Origin of the sequence: uncultured Xanthomonas sp. (genome assembly GCF_964278005.1) — a bacterium.
In the GTDB taxonomy this organism is placed as follows: Bacteria; Pseudomonadota; Gammaproteobacteria; order Xanthomonadales; family Xanthomonadaceae; genus Xanthomonas_A; species Xanthomonas_A sontii.
Map to the genome: position 1 here is coordinate 26997 of NZ_CAXYKF010000025.1, position 19371 is coordinate 46367.

Annotated in this window: 15 protein-coding genes; 12 read left to right on the forward strand and 3 right to left on the reverse strand. The window is 68.4% G+C overall.

Translation table 11 applies throughout. The annotated features are described in order from the left end of the window. Positions 1–95 precede the first annotated feature (95 nt). The 4 genes from ACHWVH_RS18275 (at position 96) to ACHWVH_RS18290 (ending at position 5847) form a co-directional block, all read left to right on the forward strand. The gene (locus ACHWVH_RS18275; RefSeq protein WP_394687710.1) at positions 96–1952 is read left to right on the forward strand and encodes a sulfotransferase; all 1857 of its coding nucleotides are present in this window, start codon (positions 96–98) and stop codon (positions 1950–1952) included. 322 nt (positions 1953–2274) lie between these two features. Next, positions 2275–4986, forward strand: a complete 2712-nt coding sequence (locus ACHWVH_RS18280; protein ID WP_267113592.1) for a TonB-dependent receptor — start codon at positions 2275–2277, stop codon at positions 4984–4986. 143 nt (positions 4987–5129) lie between these two features. Further along, positions 5130–5609, forward strand: coding sequence for a hypothetical protein (locus ACHWVH_RS18285; RefSeq protein ID WP_150409502.1), 480 nt, complete (start codon positions 5130–5132; stop codon positions 5607–5609). Positions 5610–5712: 103 nt separating this feature from the next. Further along, a complete protein-coding gene (locus ACHWVH_RS18290) occupies positions 5713–5847 on the forward strand; it encodes a hypothetical protein (protein WP_394687711.1) in 135 nt (44 codons plus the stop codon). Between the two features lie 92 nt (positions 5848–5939). Here the strand turns inward: ACHWVH_RS18290 and mntP are convergent, their stop codons facing one another. The 3 genes from mntP to acs all read right to left on the reverse strand — a co-directional run bounded on the left by mntP (position 5940) and on the right by acs (position 9891). After that, on the reverse strand, positions 5940–6515 hold the full coding sequence (mntP, locus tag ACHWVH_RS18295; RefSeq protein ID WP_017915357.1) for a manganese efflux pump MntP: 576 nt from the start codon (positions 6513–6515) through the stop codon (positions 5940–5942). 622 nt (positions 6516–7137) lie between these two features. Further along, entirely contained in the window at positions 7138–7803 is a 666-nt protein-coding gene (locus ACHWVH_RS18300) for a response regulator transcription factor (protein ID WP_010342764.1), read from the reverse strand. A gap of 144 nt (positions 7804–7947) precedes the next feature. Next, on the reverse strand, positions 7948–9891 hold the full coding sequence (gene acs, locus ACHWVH_RS18305; protein ID WP_394687712.1) for an acetate--CoA ligase: 1944 nt from the start codon (positions 9889–9891) through the stop codon (positions 7948–7950). Between the two features lie 215 nt (positions 9892–10106). On the opposite strand from acs, the gene ACHWVH_RS18310 reads away from it, so the two are divergent. The 8 genes from ACHWVH_RS18310 (at position 10107) to ACHWVH_RS18345 (ending at position 19364) form a co-directional block, all read left to right on the forward strand. Beyond that, entirely contained in the window at positions 10107–11519 is a 1413-nt protein-coding gene (locus tag ACHWVH_RS18310; protein ID WP_394687713.1) for a DcaP family trimeric outer membrane transporter, read from the forward strand. A gap of 32 nt (positions 11520–11551) precedes the next feature. Continuing rightward, positions 11552–11869, forward strand: coding sequence for a DUF485 domain-containing protein (locus ACHWVH_RS18315; RefSeq protein ID WP_017915354.1), 318 nt, complete (start codon positions 11552–11554; stop codon positions 11867–11869). Next, the gene (locus ACHWVH_RS18320) at positions 11866–13596 is read left to right on the forward strand and encodes a cation acetate symporter (RefSeq protein ID WP_394687714.1); all 1731 of its coding nucleotides are present in this window, start codon (positions 11866–11868) and stop codon (positions 13594–13596) included. The genes ACHWVH_RS18315 and ACHWVH_RS18320 overlap by 4 nt, the downstream gene beginning before the upstream one ends. Before the next feature lie 179 nt (positions 13597–13775). Further along, positions 13776–14273: a M35 family metallopeptidase gene (locus ACHWVH_RS18325; protein ID WP_267098867.1), complete on the forward strand. Its 498-nt coding sequence runs from the start codon at positions 13776–13778 to the stop codon at positions 14271–14273. A 96-nt stretch (positions 14274–14369) separates the two neighbouring features. Further along, a complete protein-coding gene (gene yjjG / locus ACHWVH_RS18330; RefSeq protein ID WP_394687715.1) occupies positions 14370–15059 on the forward strand; it encodes a pyrimidine 5'-nucleotidase in 690 nt (229 codons plus the stop codon). A gap of 305 nt (positions 15060–15364) precedes the next feature. Next, positions 15365–16801: a coniferyl aldehyde dehydrogenase gene (locus ACHWVH_RS18335; protein WP_295924260.1), complete on the forward strand. Its 1437-nt coding sequence runs from the start codon at positions 15365–15367 to the stop codon at positions 16799–16801. Positions 16802–17279: 478 nt separating this feature from the next. After that, the gene (locus ACHWVH_RS18340; RefSeq protein WP_017908349.1) at positions 17280–18383 is read left to right on the forward strand and encodes a glycerophosphodiester phosphodiesterase family protein; all 1104 of its coding nucleotides are present in this window, start codon (positions 17280–17282) and stop codon (positions 18381–18383) included. A 93-nt stretch (positions 18384–18476) separates the two neighbouring features. Then, positions 18477–19364 carry a peptidylprolyl isomerase gene (locus tag ACHWVH_RS18345; RefSeq protein WP_394687716.1) on the forward strand — a complete coding sequence of 296 codons (888 nt, stop codon included), beginning with the start codon at positions 18477–18479 and terminating at the stop codon, positions 19362–19364. Positions 19365–19371 lie beyond the last annotated feature (7 nt).

Sequence of the window (19371 nt, forward strand, 5' to 3'; positions counted from 1 at the left end):
ATGTATGGGTTGTGTGGCAGCCGTCGGCGCGACCGGCGTGGCGCACGGCGCGGGCGGGCGGCTAAGGTGGAGGACCGCCCACGACCCGCCTGCGCATGACCTCCCTGGACGACACCGCGATCCCCCCGCTCCCGGACCTGCTGGCGGCGCTGGAGGCCGGCCAGGCGCGGACCCTCGAACGCGGTGCCCGCGCCTACCTGCGGCAGCGCCCCGACGATGTCCTGGCCAGCAGTCTGCTGGCGATGAGCCTGCAGATGCAGGGCCAGCCGGCGCCGGCCGCCGCGGTGTACCGCAGGCTGGCCGAGCGCGAGCCGCACGAGGTCGCGCACTGGAACAACCTGGGCACGGCGCTGCGCGAGGCCGGCGACCCTGGCCCGGCCGCCGAGGCCTATCTGCGCGCCCGCGCGCTGGCGCCGGACGATCCGCTGCCGCACCACAACCTCGGCCTGCTGGCGATGGACGCCGGCGATTACGCCGCGGCCCGCGAACACCTGCTCGATGCCCACGCGCTGGCGCCGCAGGCGCCGCCGCTGTGCGTGCACGCGGCGATGGCCTGCCATGAGTGCGGCGACTTCCAGCGCGTGCAGGCGCTGATCGCCGACTGGCGGCAGTGGCCGCCGCTGGATCCGGACACTACCGTGGAACTGGCCTGGCTGCTGTCGCAGGGCGGCGAGACCGACACCGCCTGCGACCTGCTGCGCGCCTGTGCCAAGGGGCCAATGGCGCAGCCGGCGCGGGCCTGGTCGCGGCTGGTGCTGGTGCTCGAGCGCGCCAACCGCCTGCCGCAGGCGCGCGAGGCCGCCGCGCAGCTGCCGCCGCCGGAACGGATCGACGACCCGGACGTGCGCCAGGACGCCAGCAATGCGCTGGCGGTGCTGGCGATGCGCGAGGGCCACTGGCAGCGGGCGCATGCGCTGCTGCTCGGGCTGTTGGCCGATGGCAGTGCGGTCGACCGGCGCAAGCAGAGCAACCTGTTCTTCGCCCTGGCGCGGGTCTGCGATCGCCTCGGCCTTCACGACGAAGCGCTGCATGCCTGCGCGCAGGGCCATGCCGGCCAGGTCGAGGGCCTGGCCGCGCTGGTGCCGGAGCTGGCGGCGGCGGACGCACCGCCATTGCCGGTCGCGCAGGCCCGCTGGGATCCGGCACGCCATGCCGCGGCGCGGCCGGTGACCGCGCCGGCCATGGCCGACTCGCCGATCTTCGTGGTCGGCTTCCCGCGCTCGGGTACCACCTTGCTGGAACAGATGCTCGACGCCCACCCGCAGTTGATGGCGATGGACGAGCGGCCGTTCCTGCAGGGACTGGCCGACCGCCTGGAGGCGCGCGGCGTGGCCTGGCCGGACGGACTGGGCGAGCTCGACGATGCCGCCTGTGACGCGCTGCGCGCCGAGTACTGGCAGGCGGTGCGCGGGGTGGTGCAGCTGCAGCCGGGCCAGCGCCTGGTCGACAAGAACCCGTTGAACCTGCTGCGCTTGCCGCTGATCCGGCGCCTGTTCCCCGAGGCGCCGGTGATCCTGGCGCTGCGCCATCCCTGCGACGTGCTGCTGAGCTGCTACATGCAGGCGTTCCGCTCGCCGGCATTCGCCCTGCTGTGTGCCAGCCTGCCGCGGCTGGCGCGCGGCTATGCCGACGCGATGGAGTTCTGGCTCTACCACGCCGCCCTGCTGCAGCCACGCACGCTGGAGTTGCGCTACGAGGACCTGGTGGCCGATCCGCAGGCGCAGGTGGCGCGTCTGGGGCAGTTCCTGCAGCTGCAGCAGCCGGAGCGGCTGCTGGACTTCCAGCGCCACGCGCGGGCCAAGGGCTTCATCAGCACGCCCAGCTACGCGCAGGTGGTGGAGGGCATCAACCGCAAGGCCCTGGACCGCTGGCACGCCTATCGCGACGCCTTCGCGCCGGTACTGCCGATGCTGCAGCCGTTCCTGCGACGCTGGGACTACCGCGTCGACTGAGCGTTGCGTGTTGTCTGAACCGTTCCCGTCTGCTGGTTGAACGGCAAAAACGCAGCGTGCGCTGTACCGCGCTTGAAGCGGTGTTTTTGTCAGGGGATGGCGCACGTTGGCACACCGAAACAACACCCTTCTTATAAAAAACTAACAAGTGCCTGACGGTCCTGTAATGGACCGCTGGCCCGAGGCATCCATTTCACCCGCCGCGCGTTTCCGCGCCCGGGATGGTTCGCGCCTGCGTGCAGCCGGCGCTTGTCGCACATCACATGAGGTCTTCCCGATGTCCGTAGCAAAGAACAGACTCGCTCACGCCGTTTGCCTGGCCATGGCGACGCTTCCCGCCACGCTCTATGCGCAGAGCGCCACGCCGGCGGCGTCCGCGTCCGGCGACGCGCCGGTGACCCTGGACAAGCTCACCGTCACCGGTTCGCTGGTGCGCCGCGTGGATGTGGAGACCGCCAGCCCGGTCGCCGTGGTCGATCGCCAGCAGATCCAGCAGAGCGGCAAGCAGACCCTGGGCGATCTGCTGCAGGCGCTGCCCGGCATCGCCGGCGCCGCGACCAACCCGCAGGTCAACAACGGCGGCGGCGACGGCGCCTCGACCATCTCGCTGCGCGGCCTCGGCGACGAGCGCACGCTGATCCTGATCGACGGCCACCGCATCCAGAACAACGACGTCAACTCGATCCCGGCCAACATGATCGACCATGTCGAAGTGCTGAAGGTCGGCGCCTCGGCGATGTACGGCTCCGACGCCATCGGCGGCGTGGTCAACTTCATCCTGCGCAAGAACTTCGAAGGCGGCGAAGTCTCCGCCAACTACGGCCAGACCAGCCGCGGCGACGGCGCGCGCCAGGGCGGCAGCTTCACCTTCGGCAAGACCTGGGACCGCGGCAACGTGGTGGTCGGCCTGGACTACAACAAGCAGAAGGAAGTCTCCACCGCCAACCGCGCGTTCTCCAAGTACGCGATGTACCTGTCCAGCGGCAGCGTCTACAAGGGCGGTTCCGCACGGACCCCGACCGGCTACTACAAGCTGCCGGCGGCGACTCTGGCGGCCAACGGTTGCAAGCCCGATGGCGCGCTGACCGGCAACGGCAACGGCGGCTACAAGTGCTACAGCTCCTCGGCTGATTCGTACAACTACGAGGCACAGAACCTGCTGCTGACGCCGCAACAGCGCGTCGGTGGCTTCGTGCTCGGCAGCTTCAACATCACCGACTCGATGCAGGCGTACGTCAACGCCTACCACAACCACACCATGTCCAACTTCGCGATCGCGCCGCTGCCGCTCGACGCGCAGAACGACGGCATCACCGTCGCCGCCAACAATCCGTACAACCCGTTCGGCGTGGAGTTCGGCCCCAACGGCTACGAGTATCAGACGCGCTTCACCTCGCTCGGCCAGCGCGAAGGCTTCTACGACACGGCCACCGATCAGGATGTGATCGGCCTGAAGGGCGGCATCGGCGACAGTAGCTGGGTGTGGGACGCCAACTTCAACTACGGCCACTACCGCCAGCGCAACTGGAGCCACGGCTACGTCGATTACGCCGCGTTGCAGAACGCGATCAACAGTGGGCAGGTCAACATCCTGGATCAGGGCAGCCCGGCCACGGTCGCCTGGCTGAACAGCAACGAATCGATTCCGCGCCAGGAAACCACCACCATCATGCGGCAGTGGGAAGCTAGCGCCAACGGCAGTCTGTGGGAGATGCCGGCCGGTGCCGCGCAGCTGGCAGTCGGTGCGCTGTACCGCAAGGAGAGCCTGAGTTCCAGCGTGTCGGCCAACGCGCTGATCAACAGCGACAACACTTGCGCGGTTTCCTCCGAAGCCTGTGCTTCTCCGCTGAGCGGCAGCTTCAACGTCAAGGAGGCCTATGCACAGCTGTTCATGCCGGTGCTGGAGCAGTCCTCGCCGATCGGCGCGCTCAACCTGACCCTGAGCGACCGCTACTCCGACTACAGCAGCGTGCGCTCGGGCAATAACAGCGCCTCGTTCCAGGTGGAGTGGCGGCCGATCCACGACCTGCTGGTGCGCGGCACGGCGGCGCAGGTGTTCCGCGCGCCGACCATCACCGACATCTACCAGGGCCCGACCGCCGACGCGCCGAACTTCATCGACCCCTGCGTCGGCTACAGCGGCAGCGGCCACGCCACTGCCTGCGCCGGTGTGCCGGCCGGCTGGAGCGGCACAGGCCTGTCGCAGACCAACGCGATCAAGTCCGGCGCCACCTACGTGGGCTACCAGCTCAAGCCGGAGAAGGGCACCTCGTTCGACTACGGCCTGGTGTACAGCCCCGAGTACGTACCGGGCCTGTCGGTCAACCTCGACTGGTGGAAGGTCAAGCTCGACGACCTGATCCAGCCGATCTCCGCGCAGACCGTAGCCGACCTCTGCTACAACGATGACAACAGCCCGTACTGCAGCTACCTCCACCGCTACGCCGCCGGCACCCCAAGCGCCGGCAACATCGACCACATCCAGACGCCGGTGGTCAACATCGGCAAGCTCAACACCCAGGGCATCGACCTCGGCGCGAGCTACGCGCTGCCCGCTACCGACTACGGCAAGTTCACCGTGACTGTGGACAGCACCTACCTGCACCGCTACGACATCGACACCGGAGACACGGTGGTGCACATGGCCGGGCGCTACAACTCGTCCTATGGCAACTACGCGCATTGGCGCGCGCATGCGCTGTTCGGCTGGAAGCTGGGCAACTGGGATGCGAGCTGGACCACCCGCTGGGTCGGCAAGATGCAGGTCGGCAGCGGCGACCTGAGCCAGAACATGTCCGCCGACGGGCATGACAAGGGTGTGGTGCTGAACTACGGCAGCTACATGTACCACGCGCTGCAGGTGGGCTACGACATGGCCGGGGCCAACCTGCGCCTGGATCTGGGCGTGGACAACCTGACCAACAAGCAGCCGCCGATGATGTACCAGAACAACGTGTTGAACGCGAACACCGACGTGAGCACCTACGACACGCTCGGCCGCTACTACTGGATGCGTGCTACGTACAAGTTCTGATGCGTAAGGGTTTTTTATAAGGGAAATGGCGTTGGTGCCCCTTGATGGGGCGCCGATTCCAGGCGTGGTGTTTTGTTGTCTGCTTTTTGCTTGTGGGGATCTCCTCGGTACTTTCTTTAATTTCAACGGCAAGGATTCAGCTCATGAAATTTGCATATGGTCTGTTGGGAGTAGTTCTGTCCGCCGCATCGTTCGGCGCAAGCGCCACCGTCGTCACCGACAGGGTCGATGAAATCTTCATTCAATGTGCCGACTGCGCTGTGGCGAAAAATACGGACGCCGTGCTGGGCTACGTGAAGATCGCGCTTAGTGCCTACGCATCCGCAGCAAGCAGTAACGGTTGGGGGCCGGTCAAGGTCGGCAATCAAGTCCAGATCGAGAAGTACACGCAGACACCTGGTGGCTATCTCCTTGTCGACCACTACTACACGATCAAGAATCTTCCGGTCACCTCTTTCAATGACTTGATCGATGGGGGTGTCGAGCGGGATTCGGATGTCAGAGCCGTTCCTGCGAGGGCGCAGGCGGAAGCGTCAATGAAAGGCGATGTTGCCAGCTTCGTCGAAAGTTTCGCGGATTCTGGTGGCGTAACGACGATTTATGGATTCTTCCCGCAGAACTGATGAATGTTGATTGCGCCGCGCCACCCAATTCCATGGGGGGCGTGGCGCAATGCCATTGCACTGGCGGCGGCGTGGACTCGCCAATGGAGCATGCTTACGCTCGATGCCTGGTACTACGCCGGAGCGCCTGCTGATCTTCCCGCCGTACTGGATGTTCCTGCATGCCGGCCTGCCGCCGCGCAGCGGCGACAAGTACATCCTGTCCACCTATCTCGAATTCACCGCCAAGCCGGCTTGATCCAAGGCGCCGTCGGTGTGGGATGGGCGCGCACGTCGTCGCACATCCCCACTCCCGAATCCCCAATCCCGGCCGCACCAGCGCCCCGTCGATCAACCTGCACCATGCAGATGTTCGAACAGGATGGTGCAGCCGATCGCGATCAGCAGAGCGCCGCCGACGATCTCCGCGCGCTTGCCGGCGAGCGCGCCGAGCGCGCGGCCGAGCATGATGCCCAGGGTGACCATGGTCAGCGTGCACAGGCCGATGATCGCCGCGACCTCGACGATGTTCACGTCGAGGAAGGCCAGGCCGACGCCGACCGCCATCGCGTCGATGCTGGTGGCGAAGCCGGTGGCGGCCAGGTTCCAGAAGCCGTGGCGCTTGGGCGCGGCCTCCTCGGGCGTGTCGGACTCCGGCTTGAGGCCGGCGACGATCATGTGCACGCCCAGTGCGCCGAGCAGGCCGAAGGCGATCCAGTGGTCGAAGGCGACCACGTACTTGGACGCGGCCTGGCCGAGTACCCAGCCCAGCGCCGGGGTCAGTGCCTCGATGCAGCCGAAGATCAGGCCGGCACGCAGCGCGTCGGCCCAGCGTGGGCGTTGCATCGCCGCGCCCTTGCCGACGGCGGCGGCGAACGCGTCGGTCGACATGGCGATGCCGAGCAGGAGAATCGAAAGAAACGACATGGGGGACCGTACCGGGACAGGCGACAACGACGAGCGCGCGCGCCCGGCCTTCGCCTTGCGCACTCGCCGCTGGTCTCGCCAACCGAACTGGCTGCCCGTACCACGGCGCATCGGCCGAGTCTGTTGATACGGGCGCTGTCCGCGCAGGGCGGACAGCAGGCTACTCCCCAAGGGGACGCGCAGTCTAACAGCGCCCAACTGCGGCGAACATCCCTGGAACGCACGCGAACCTGCAGCTTATCTTGATAGCTGCGGCTATATCGACGGTGGCTCTGCGGCGGTACGGCACGCGTGTGTGCGTGATAGGTCGAGGATGCCCACTCCCTGCGCATGTGGCTCTCGCCGTGGCACTCAGCCATAGAGCGCGAGGTGCGAATGTGTGCGCCACTTCAGGACAGCGCCACGGACGCGTCCTCATTTCCCGGATGCAGCAATCGACGCATCGCCGCCGCGTGGGGTGGCTTCCGTCGCGCCGAAGAGTGCGACTGGCGCTCAGCGTTCAGCACGTCGGGACTGAAGTCCCTCCCACAAGGAGGCGCCCAGCGTGCCGCGTGCGCAATGCCAACGTGCGCGCACGCGCCGCATCCGCTCCGCTCGCGCCTTCGCCAGGCGTCGCCGCGGCTCAGTCCTCTTCCGGCGGCAGCACGATGGCGTCGCTGTCGATGGCCAGCTTGCCGGCCAGCAGCACCGCCTGGGTGCGGTTGGTGACGCCGAGCTTGCGCAGGATCGCGGTGACGTGCGCCTTGATCGTGGCCTCGGACACGCCCAGGTCGTAGGCGATCTGCTTGTTGAGGCTGCCGGCGCCGAGCATCTGCAGCACCCGGAACTGCTGCGGCGTCAGTTCGCGCAGGCGCTGCCCGACCTCGCGTTCGGCGCGGTCGGTGGGCGGCACGTTGTGCGCTTCCGGCGGTGCCCAGTGCTCGCCGTCCAGCACCGTGCCCAGGGCCAGGCCGATGGTGTCCGAGTCGGCCGACTTGGGAATGAAGCCGAACGCGCCGTGGTCCAGCGCGCGCCGCATCACCGTCGGCTCCTCGCGCGCGGACACCACCACCACCGGCAACTGCGGATGCAGCGCGCGCATGTGCACCAGCGCGCTGAAGCCCTGCGCGCCGGGCATGTTGAGATCCATCAGCAGCAGATCGGCATCGGCATGGCGATCGGCCAGCGCGTACAACGCCTCGACGCTGTCGGCCTCGTACAACTGCACCCCCGGCATCACCCGCTGCACCGCCCCACGCAGCGCCTCGCGGAACAGGGGATGGTCGTCGGCGATCAGCAGGGTGGGCATGGGTGAGGCCGGGAATGGGGAAACGGGAATGGGGAATGGGAACGGCAAAAGCGGAGTGTCGGGTGCCTAAGATCTCGAAGCGACCGGGGAACGGCTTTTCCCATTCCCCATTCTCGACTCCCCATTCCCGACGCGCGTAGCGCGTCAGCGCGTGAGTCGTTCGTTCACCAACGAATCCACCACCGACGGATCGGCCAGGGTCGAGGTGTCGCCGAGCTGGTCGGGGGCGTTCTCGGCGATCTTGCGCAGGATGCGGCGCATGATCTTGCCCGAGCGGGTCTTGGGCAGGCCGAGCGCCCACTGCAGGTGGTCGGGGGCGGCGATCGGGCCGATCTCGTTGCGCACCCAGGCCACCAGTTCCTTGTGCAGGGCCTCGCTCGGTTGCTCCTCGGCGACCAGGGTCACGTAGGCGTAGATGCCCTGGCCCTTGATGTCGTGCGGGAAGCCGACCACCGCCGCTTCGGCGACCTTGGGGTGGGAAACCAGCGCGCTCTCCACTTCGGCGGTGCCGATGCGGTGGCCGGAGACGTTGATGACGTCGTCGACGCGGCCGGTGATCCAGTAGTAGCCGTCGGCATCGCGGCGGCAGCCGTCGCCGGTGAAATAGCTGCCCGGGTAGGTGCGGAAATAGGTGTCGATGAAGCGCTGGTGGTCGCCATAGACGGTGCGCATCTGCCCCGGCCAGGAATCGCGCAGCACCAGGTTGCCCTCGGTGGCGCCTTCCAGAATCTCGCCGTCGGCGCTGACCAGCGCCGGCTGCACGCCGAAGAACGGCAGCGTCGCCGAGCCGGGCTTGAGGTCGATGGCGCCGGCCAGCGGGGTGATCAGGATGCCGCCGGTCTCGGTCTGCCACCAGGTGTCCACGATCGGGCAGCGGCCGTCGCCGACCACGTCGTAGTACCAGCGCCAGGCTTCGGGATTGATCGGCTCGCCGACGCTGCCGAGCAGGCGCAGGCTCGTGCGCGAGGTCTTCTTCACCGGCGCCTCGCCCTCGCGCATCAGCGCGCGGATCGCGGTCGGGGCGGTGTAGAAGATCGTCACCTGGTGCTTGTCGATGACTTCCCAGAAGCGCGACACGCTCGGGTAGTTGGGCACGCCCTCGAACATCAGCGCGGTGGCGCCGTTGGCCAGCGGCCCGTAGACGATGTAGCTGTGGCCGGTGACCCAGCCCACGTCGGCGGTGCACCAGTAGATGTCGTCCTCGCGCAGGTCGAACACGGTCTCGTGGGTGTAGGCCGCGTACAGCAGGTAGCCGGCGGTGGTGTGCAGCACGCCCTTGGGCTTGCCGGTGGAGCCGGAGGTGTAGAGGATGAACAGCGGATCCTCGGCGTTCATGCGCTCGGGTTCGCACTCGGCCGGCTGGGTGTCGACCACGTCGTGGAACCAGCGGTCGCGCGGGGCCTGCATGTCCACCGCGCCGCCGGTGTGGCGTACCACCAGCACGGTTTCCACGCTGGTGGTGCCGGGCAGCTTCAGCGCCGCGTCCACGTTCGCCTTGAGCGGGATCTTCTTGCCGCCGCGCAGGCCTTCGTCGGCGGTGATGATCAGCTTGCTGCCGCAGTCGATCACGCGGTCGGCGATCGAGTTGGGCGCAAAGCCGCCGAACACCACCGAGTGGATCGCGCCGATGCGCGCGCAGGCCAGCATCGCCACCGCCGCGTCTGGGATCATCGGCAGGTAGATGGTGACGCGGTCGCCTTTCTGCACGCCCAGCGCGCGCAGGGCGTTGCCGAGCCGGCACACGCGCTCGTACAGCTCGCGATAGGTGACGCGGTAGGACGGCGCGTCCGGGCTGTCCGGCTCGAACAGCAGCGCGGTCTTGTCGCCGCGGGTGGCCAGTTGCCGGTCCAGGCAGTTGACGCTGGCGTTGAGTTCGCCGTCGTCGAACCAGCGGATATGGAAGTCGTCCAGGGCGAAGCTGATGTCCTTGATCCGGGTCGGCTTCTTGAACCAGTCCAGGCGCTCGGCCACCTTGCCCCAGAACGCCTCCGGCTGTTCCACCGATTCCTTGTACTGGGTCTGGTACTGGGTCTTGTCGACCCGCGCACGGGCGGCGAACTGCGGATCGACGGGATAGAGATCGGCCATGGTTCCCTCTGCATTGAACGGGGCGCCGCATGCGGCGGCGCGTCAACGCGCAGTGTGCCGCATCCGGCGTTAAGCGCACACGCGCCGGGCCTTAGACGATGGTCGTAACTCAGCCGACGTTCGACTAATGGCCAATAGGCGCGCCGGCCGCGCTCGCGCACGCTGGGCTACGGCCGTGCGCATGCGTGCGGCCATCCATTATTCGGGAGGGAGTAATGAGCAACCGCATCGCATCCTTGGCGCGTCGCCCGTTGGCGGCCGCGCTGTTGGTGGCCCTGGTCGCGCCCGGCGCGGCCTTCGCCCAAGGCAAACCCTCGGCGCGCGAACAGGCGCTGGAGACCCGCGTGGCCGAGCTGGAACGGCAGGTGCAGCAACTGCTGTCGGCGCAGCAACAGCAGCAGGGACAGATCGCGCAGACCCAGACCGAGGTCGCCGCGGTCCGCTCGACCCAGGCCGCGCCGCCGCCGCCACCCCCGGCACCGCCGGCCGGCAAGGCGCCGATCCAGGTCACCACCATCACCCCGGGGGCCACGCCCGGCACCACCTTCAAGGTCGGCGGCTTCATCAAGGCCGACTTCCTGGCCACCCGCACCGGCGACGGCCAGCTCGCCGACGACGCCACCGGCCGCGCGCTGTACCTGCCCGGGCAGACCCCGGTGGGCGGGGCCAAGTCCGGCACCGACTACAACGCGCATGCCAAGTTCTCGAGGATCAACTTCGGCGTGGACAGCGTCACCGAAGGCGGCAACAAGGCCGGCGCGCTGGTGGAACTGGATTTCTTCGGCAATGCATTGGGCACCCAGACCGCCACCAATACCTACGGCGCCACCCTGCGCCACGCCTACATGTACTGGAACCACTGGCTGGCCGGCCAGACCTGGTCCAACTTCATGGATCCGGCGGCGCTGCCGGAAGCGGCCGACTTCATCGGCCCCACCGACGGCGTGGTGTTCGTGCGCCAGGCGCAGCTGCGCTACACCAACGGCGGCTTCAGCATCGCCCTGGAGAATCCGGAAACCACGCTGTACACGCGCAGCGTGGCCGGCGTGGTCAGCACCGCCAGTTCCGACCGCGGCGCGCTGCCGGACCTGACCGTGCGCTACGGCTGGAAGGGCGACTGGGGCAGCTTCGGCGTGGCCGGCGTGGTCGGCCAGCAGAAGGTCGACAACCGCGCCACCGGCGCCGATGCCAGCAAGGCCTCCGGCGGCCTGACCCTGGGCGGCAAGTGGGTGGCCAGCGACAGCGACAGCCTGTTCTACCAGCTCACCGGCGGCGAAGGCATCGGCCGCTACATCGGCCTGGGCATCGCCCAGAACGCGGTGTACGCCGCCGCCGACCGCGATCTGGACACGGTCGGGGTGGTCGCCGGCTACGTCGGCTGGCGCCACGCGTTCTCGCCCAAGCTGCGCACCAACCTGATCTACGCGCGCAGCGACTACGACAACGACACCGCGCGCACCGGCCTGGCCGTGACCAAAAGCGTGCAGAGCATCCGCGGCAACGTCTTCTACTCGCCGTTGCCCAAGGTCGATATCGGCGCCGAGCTGATGTACGGCAAGCGCGAGATCGAAAGCGGCGCCACGGGCGACATCACCCGCCTGCAGTTCACCACCAAGTACAGCTTCTGATCCGCGCCGCGGCCACTTACCGGAGCCATCTCATGAGCCTCTCCAACGACGCGCTGATCGCCAAGATCGACGCCAATCCGAAGTACCACGCGCTCAAGCGCCAGCGCAACGCGCTGGGCTGGACGCTGACCGTCCTGATGCTGCTGGCCTATTTCGGCTTCATCGGCCTGATCGCTTTCGACAAGGCCTTCCTGGCCCAGCCGATGGGCAGCGGCGTCACCACCATCGGCATCCCGATCGCGATCGGGGTGATGGTCTTCACCATCGCCATCACCGCGATCTACGTGCGTCGCGCCAACACCGTGTACGACCAGCTGACCGCCGACATCCTCGAGGACGCCCGCCAATGAGCAAGCACCTGCGCTTCCTCCTGCTGCTGCTGGCCGCGCTGCTGCCGGCCGGCGCGGCCCTGGCCGCCGGCGGCGACGTCGGCCCGACCGACAAGCAGCCGACCAACTGGGTGGCGATCGGCATGTTCGCCTTCTTCGTCGCCGGCACGCTGTGGATCACCAAGTGGGCGGCGAAGAAGACCCGCTCGGCGTCGGACTTCTACACCGCTGGCGGCGGCATCACCGGCTTCCAGAACGGCCTGGCGATCGCCGGCGACTACATGTCGGCGGCCTCGTTCCTGGGCATCACCGCGGCGGTGATGACCAACGGCTACGACGGCCTGATCTACGCCATCGGCTTCCTGGTCGGCTGGCCGATCCTGACCTTCCTGATGGCCGAGCGCCTGCGCAACCTCGGCAAGTACACCTTCGCCGACGTGGCCGGCTACCGCTTCGCGCCGACCGCGATCCGCAGCTTCGCCGCCTCCGGCACGCTGGTGGTGGTGCTGTTCTACCTGATCGCGCAGATGGTCGGCGCCGGCGCGCTGATCAAGCTGCTGTTCGGCCTGGACTACTGGGTGGCGGTGAGCCTGGTCGGCGTGCTGATGATGGTCTACGTGCTGTTCGGCGGCATGACCGCCACCACCTGGGTGCAGATCATCAAGGCGGTGTTGCTGCTGACCGGCGTGACCTTCATGGCCGTGGCGATCATGTGGCACTTCAACTTCAGCTTCGAGGCGCTGTTCGCCGAGGGCGTGCGGGTGAAGACCGCGGTGGCGGCCAACGGCGGCGCCTCGCCGGAAGAGGCAGCCACTGCCGGCCTGTCGATCATGGGCCCGGGCGGCTTCGTCAAGGATCCGATCTCGGCGATCTCCTTCGGCATGGCGCTGATGTTCGGCACCGCCGGTCTGCCGCACATCCTGATGCGCTTCTTCACCGTCCCCGACGCCAAGCAGGCGCGCAAGTCGGTGCTGTGGGCCACCACCTGGATCGGCTACTTCTACATCCTGATCTTCATCATCGGCTTCGGCGCCATCGCCCTGGTGTTGACCAACCCGCAGTTCGCCGACGTCGCCACCGGCACCATTCACGGCGGCAAGGGCGCGGCCAACATGGCGGCGGTGCTGGTCGGCAACGCGGTGGGCGGCAACGTGTTCATGGGCTTCATCTCCGCGGTGGCCTTCGCCACCATCCTGGCGGTGGTTGCCGGCCTGACCCTGTCCGGCGCCTCGGCGGTGTCCCACGACCTGTACGCCACGGTGATCAAGAAGGGCAATCCCGCCCCGGGCTCGGAGCTGAAGGTGTCGCGCGTCACCACCATCGCACTGGGTGTGATCGCGGTGCTGCTCGGCATCGTGTTCGAGAAGCAGAACGTGGCCTTCATGGTGTCGCTGGCCTTCGCCATCGCCGCCTCGGCCAACTTCCCGGTGCTGATCCTGTCGTTGCTGTGGAAGAACTGCACCACCCGCGGTGCGGTGATCGGCGGTTTCCTGGGCCTGATCTCCTCGCTGGTGCTGACGGTGCTGTCGCCGTCGGTGTGGGTGGACACGCTGGGCAACCCGACCGGTTCGGCGCCGTTCCCGTACACCTCGCCGGCGCTGTTCTCGGTCACCATCGGCTTCGTCGGCATCTGGCTGTTCTCGGTGCTGGACCGCAGCGCGCAGGCCGGCAAGGAACGCGCCGCGTTCAAGGCGCAGCAGATCCGCGCCGAGACCGGGCTGGGCGCCTCGCGCGGGTCGGGGCACTGAGCCATCGACACGGCTGCCATCGACCAGGACGCCGGCCTCGTGCCGGCGTCCTGCGTTGGCCCGGGCGCTGATCGCATCAGCTTCTGCATCTGCCGATCTAGGGTGCCGACCGAGTGTTGGCTTGCGCACGCCGCCGCACGCTGGCGTCACGGCCATGTGTCCGATGACGAGGCAAGACGATGACACGCGCATTGAACCAGCAGGAATTCCAGGTCGCCGATCAGGCGCTCACAAACGCCGTGGCCCTCTGCAACCAGGTCCTCGGATTGTCGGACCAGGCGCTCGCCGGGTTGGTCGGCAAGCACTTCGACAGCCGCGGCACGGCCGCGCATCTGGACGGCTACCGTCGGGACTACCGACAGATTGTCGCGGCGCTGCAGCGTCTGGACCGTAAGGTCGCGTTCGAGTTCGACGAACACGAGGCCAAGAACACGATCGCATACGTCTGGCCGAACAATCCGCAGCGGATCTACCTGTGCGCGGCGTACTTCACCCTGGATGCGGTGGAGCAGGCGGGGACCCTGGTGCACGAGGCGTCGCACTGGACGGCAGTGCGGGGCACCGACGACCATGCCTACGGCGAGCGGCAGGTCCGGGCGCTGTCCTATACCCTCAAGCGCAACACGGCCGATGCCTACGAGTTGCTGGTCGAGGACCTGGCGCGGACGGGCGGATGAAGGCAGCGGACGGCGGCGCAGCGCTGCGCCGCCGTCCGTGCGCGGGAGGCCGTCGCGGCGCTACCATGGCCGCCCGCCGCTGCATCGTCTCGCCGCATGCGCTACCGCTGGATCCTGTTCGACGCCGACGACACGTTGTTCCACTTCGATGCCTTCGCCGGCCTGCAGCGGATGTTCGCCGGCTACGGCGTGCAGTTCGGCGAAGCCGAGTTCGCCGAGTACACGGCGTGCAACCGGCCGCTGTGGGTGCAGTACCAGAACGGCGCGATCACCGCGTTGCAATTGCAGCAGCGCCGTTTCGCCGACTGGGCGCAGCGCCTGCAGACCGCGCCGGAGACCTTGAACACGGCGTTCCTGGCGGCGATGGCCGAGCTGTGTGCGCCGCTGGACGGAGCGGTGGACCTGCTCGACGCCTTGCGTGGGCGCGCGCGCCTGGGCCTGGTCACCAACGGCTTCGGCGCGCTGCAGAACGCGCGCCTGCAGCGTACCGGGCTGCACGACCGCTTCGAAGTCATCGCCATTTCCGAGGTGGTGGGCGTGGCCAAGCCGCACCCGGGAATCTTCGCGCACGCGCTGGCGCAACTCGGCGCCCCCCCGCCGGCGCAGGTGCTGATGGTCGGCGACAACCCGCAGGCGGACATCGCCGGCGGCCTGGCCGCGGGCCTGCACACCTGTTGGTTCAATGCGCACGGCGCCGCCGCGCCGGAGGACATCGTGCCGCACCACCAGGTCGCCTCGTTGGCGCAATTGCAGGCATGGTTGCTGGAAGAGCCGGCGGCGCTGTAGCACATCTGCTCGCGTGCCTGGCGCCATCGGGTCGGGACCGAAGTCCCTCCCACAGGTGGAAACTTCAGTTCGCGGCGATGCCGGCGCGCCCCTCGTGGGAGGGGACTTCAGTCCCGACCCCGGAAGGGTGGGGGTTGCCGGTCCCGAGACGGGATGCCGCATCATCTCGCCCGGTCGCTGCTGCTCTCTTGTGGGAGGGACTTCAGTCCCGACGCGAGCCACCGTCAGACCCGGGGTCTCGGTCGCATGCTGCCGACCCCCGACGTGGCGCACGGCAGCCGCGACCGCCGTCGTATAGTGCGCCCATGCCGATCTCCGACGCCGACGCCGCTTCCGCCGACACGCCACTGGCCGCCTTGCCAGTCACCCTGCAGCGTCTGCGCGCGGCCTGGCAGTCGGCCAAGCCGGAGCGGGCGCAGCGCCGCGAGGACCTGCTGCGGCTGCGCGCGGCGCTGAAGCGGCGGTTGCCGGAGATGGCCGATGCCATCGCCGCTGATTTCGGCCACCGCTCGCGCCACGAATCCCTGATCGCCGACGGCATGACCGTGCTTGGCGAGATCGATCATCTGCTGCGTCATCTGAAGCGCTGGATGCGCCCGCAGCGGGTCGGCGCCGGCTGGCGGCTGTGGCCGGCGCGTGCGGAAGTGCGGCCGGTGCCGGTCGGCGTGGTCGGGGTGATCGCGCCGTGGAACTACCCGGTCAACCTGGCGCTGATCCCGCTGGCCACCGCCATCGCCGCCGGCAACCACGTCTACCTGAAACCCTCCGAGCACACCCCGCGCAGCGCGCAGTTCCTGCAGTCGCTGCTGGCCGAGGTGTTCCCGCCGCAGCGGGTGGCGGTGGCGCTGGGCGGGGCCGAGGTGGCGTCGGCGTTCGCGGCGTTGCCGCTGGACCACCTGGTGTTCACCGGCTCCACCGCGGTCGGGCGCAAGGTGATGGCCGCCGCCGCCCCCAACCTGACCCCGCTGACCCTGGAACTGGGCGGCAAGTCGCCGGCCATCGTCTGCGCCGACTACCCGCTGGACCAGGCCGCCGCGCGCCTGGCCACCGGCAAGTGGTTCAACGCCGGGCAGACCTGCATCGCCCCGGACTACGTGCTGATCGACGCTGGCCGCGAGGCGGCGCTGGTACAGGCGCTGCGTGCGCAGGTGCTGGCGCGCTACGGCGATTTCGCCAGCGCCGAGGATTACACCCGCATCGTCAACGAGGGTCAGTACCGGCGCCTGCGCGGCTACCTGGACGATGCCCGCGCGCGCGGCCTGGAGGTCATCGAACTGGCCACGGTGGCGCGCGAACGCGCCGAGCGGGAGCGGCTGATCGTGCCCACGCTGGTGCTGCAGCCGGGCGACGACGCGCTGCTGATGCAGGAGGAGATCTTCGGCCCGATCCTGCCGGTGCGCAGCTACCGCTCCCTGGACGCGGCCATCGCCGAGATCAACAGCCGCGACCGGCCGCTGGCGCTGTATCCCTTCAGCCATGACCGCGCGCGGATCGAGACGATCCTGCATGCCACCATCGCCGGCGGGGTCACCGTCAACGACAGCCTGCTGCATTTCGCCGCCAACGCGCTGCCCTTCGGCGGCATCGGCCCCAGCGGCATGGGCGCCTACCACGGCCGCGCCGGCTTCGACGCCTTCAGCAAGGCGCTGCCGATCCTGTGGCAGTCGCGCCGCGCCGGCAGCGACCTGCTGAAGCCGCCGTACGCGCGGATCGCGCGCATGCTCTCGTTCCTGGTGCGGTGAGCGGGGCATAGCCGACGTCCAGATGCGGGTGCATGGCGTGGCGATAGGGCACCTGCGTGCAGGCGCGGCTTGAGCTGCGAAGAAGCATTACCGGTAGAGCGTCGCGGCTGAAGCCGCTCCTGCAAGGCCTGCCTCGGCCGCCACCGGCGAAGCCTCCGATGCAGCGCCATGCCCCGTGGCCTCGCACGCGCGATCCACCCCTGGGCCGTGTCCGCAGCCCCGTTACCGGGAAGCAGTGCGACTCAGACTGCAGCAAATCGCGGCGCAGTCCACAGTCCAACGCGGGGTCGCACCTCGGAAATAAATAATTCACAGTAAGTTATTAGGTTCTCGCCCGACGCCGCCGCCGATCACGGCGGCTCAGGCTCCTGCGCGAGACGTCCGTGCGGAGCGCAACACACGAGATGCCGCCATGCGTCGACCTGACCGGCGCTCGTCCCCCGTGTCTCCCCTTTCCCTCAGAACCGGACGCAGCCCAATGAAGATCGCATTCGTTCCCTCGCCCCTGGCGCGCGCCTGTCGCGTGCTCGCCGCCCTGACGGTCCTGGCCGTCGTGCCGCAGCTGGCCATGGCCAACTGCAACGACACCGTCGGCACCAAGATGAGCAACATCCTGTTCGGCGACAGCAGCGGCGACACCGTCGTGCTGGCCCACCGCGGTCTGTGGGGCAAGTACGGCAACTTCCCCGACATGCCGGAAAACTCGCGCGGTGCGCTGCAGCTGGCCAACGACCAGTGCATGGACGGCGTGGAACTGGACATCAAGATGACCAGCGACGGCGTACCGGTGGTGCTGCACGACTGGAACCTCGGCCGCACCACCAACGTGTGGACCAGCCGTGCCGGCGAAACCAAGTACGACCCGATGAGCAACCAGGGCTACAACCCGTCGATCACCGTGACCCCGTGGTCGGTGGTCAGCGGCCTGTTCCTGCTGACCCCCGACCGCCGCACCACCACCGGCTACCACGTGCCGCGCGTGGATGACCTGTTCTCCTACTTCAAGGCGCATGGCCTGAAGACGCCCATCGTGTTCGACATCAAGGACGCCGCCTCGGTGCGTGCGGTGTCGCGCGCGGCCGATGCCGCGTTCTCGGTGGGTGCGTCCAACTTCGTCGCGGCCAAGGTCAATGCCACCCTGTATCCGAGCCGCTCGGCGTTCCGCGCCGACACCACCAGCATGGTCGGCATTCCGGTGTTCACCACCAACATGCTGACCAAGATCAATGTCGACAACGCCATATCGGCCTGGAGCGATACCAAGGAGGCGATGGAGATCAACGTCAAGCAGCTCGGTGGCCTGCTGCAGGGCCAGGCCGACCGCGTGCGCGAGCGCGGCGTGCGCGTGGGCGTGTTCCAGGCGATTCCGGACAGCCCGCTGGCCGGGAAGTTCTACCAGAACAGCGGCGCCTGCTGCTATCAGCTGTCGGACCTGTACTTCTCCTACTCCGGCGGCCGCGACACCGCCGACAACCGTGGCGATCTCAACTTCATCGTCAACCAGGAGGCGTTCAGCCTGATCACCACCGACGACCCGAAGGCGGCGATCGCGTACCTGAAGGCACGCGGCAAGCACGACTGAGTCCTTGCATGTCCTGGCGGCCGGCCTGCGGTCGGCCGCCTTTTGCGGCTGCGGCGCTTCTGCGTCGCGCGCCGCCCTCTCCTGGAGAAGCGCATGTCCCTGTCTTTCGCCAAATCAGCCGTGGCCAGGTCCATCACCTTGGCCACCTGCGCGCTGGCCGCGTTCGCCGCCCTGGCCGCGCCGGCCCCCGCCGAGCCCGCCACCGCCGACCCGGTGGTACTGCGCGTCGGCGCGCAGCAGTTCACCGCCAGCGAGTACCGCGCCCTGGCCGGCGACGCCACGCGCGGCGTTGCCGGCATCGACGACGACTCCGTGGTGCGTCGCTTCGCCGACCGCGCCATCCTGCTCGACCAGGCGCGGCAACAGCATCTGCAGGACGATCCGGTAGTGGCCGCGCGCCTGCGCCGCGCAGCCGACGCGATCCTGGCCGAGGCCGCGCAGGCACGGCTCAGCGCCGACGCGCACATCGACGAGGCGATGCTGCGCCGGCAGTTCGCCGCGCATCCGGACGACTACACCGAATATCACCTGCGCCATCTGTTCGTCGCGCTGCATCCGCAGGGCGGGCCGCGCAGCGGGCACACCCTGACCGAGGCGCAGGCTCTGCAGCGCGCCGAAGCGCTCAAGCGCCAGCTCGACGGCGGCGCCGATTTCGCCACGCTGGCGATGCGCGAGTCCGACGACACCGCCACCGCCGGCGAGGGTGGGCAGTTGTCGCCGACCTTCGGCCGCTACCTGGCCGACGCCTTCGACGCGCCGATCCGACAGCTCGCGGTGGAACAGGTCTCCGCGCCAGTGCGCGGCCCCGACGGCTACCACCTGATCCGGCTCGATGCGAAGACCGCGGCGCGCTTCGACGCGGTGCGCGGGCAGATCGACCTGCAACTGCGCGAGCAGGCGGCGGCCGACGCCATGCAGCGCCTGCGCCAGGCGCAGCCGATGGCGTTCGACCGCGCCGCCTACGCGGCCGCGGCGCGCTGAGCATGGC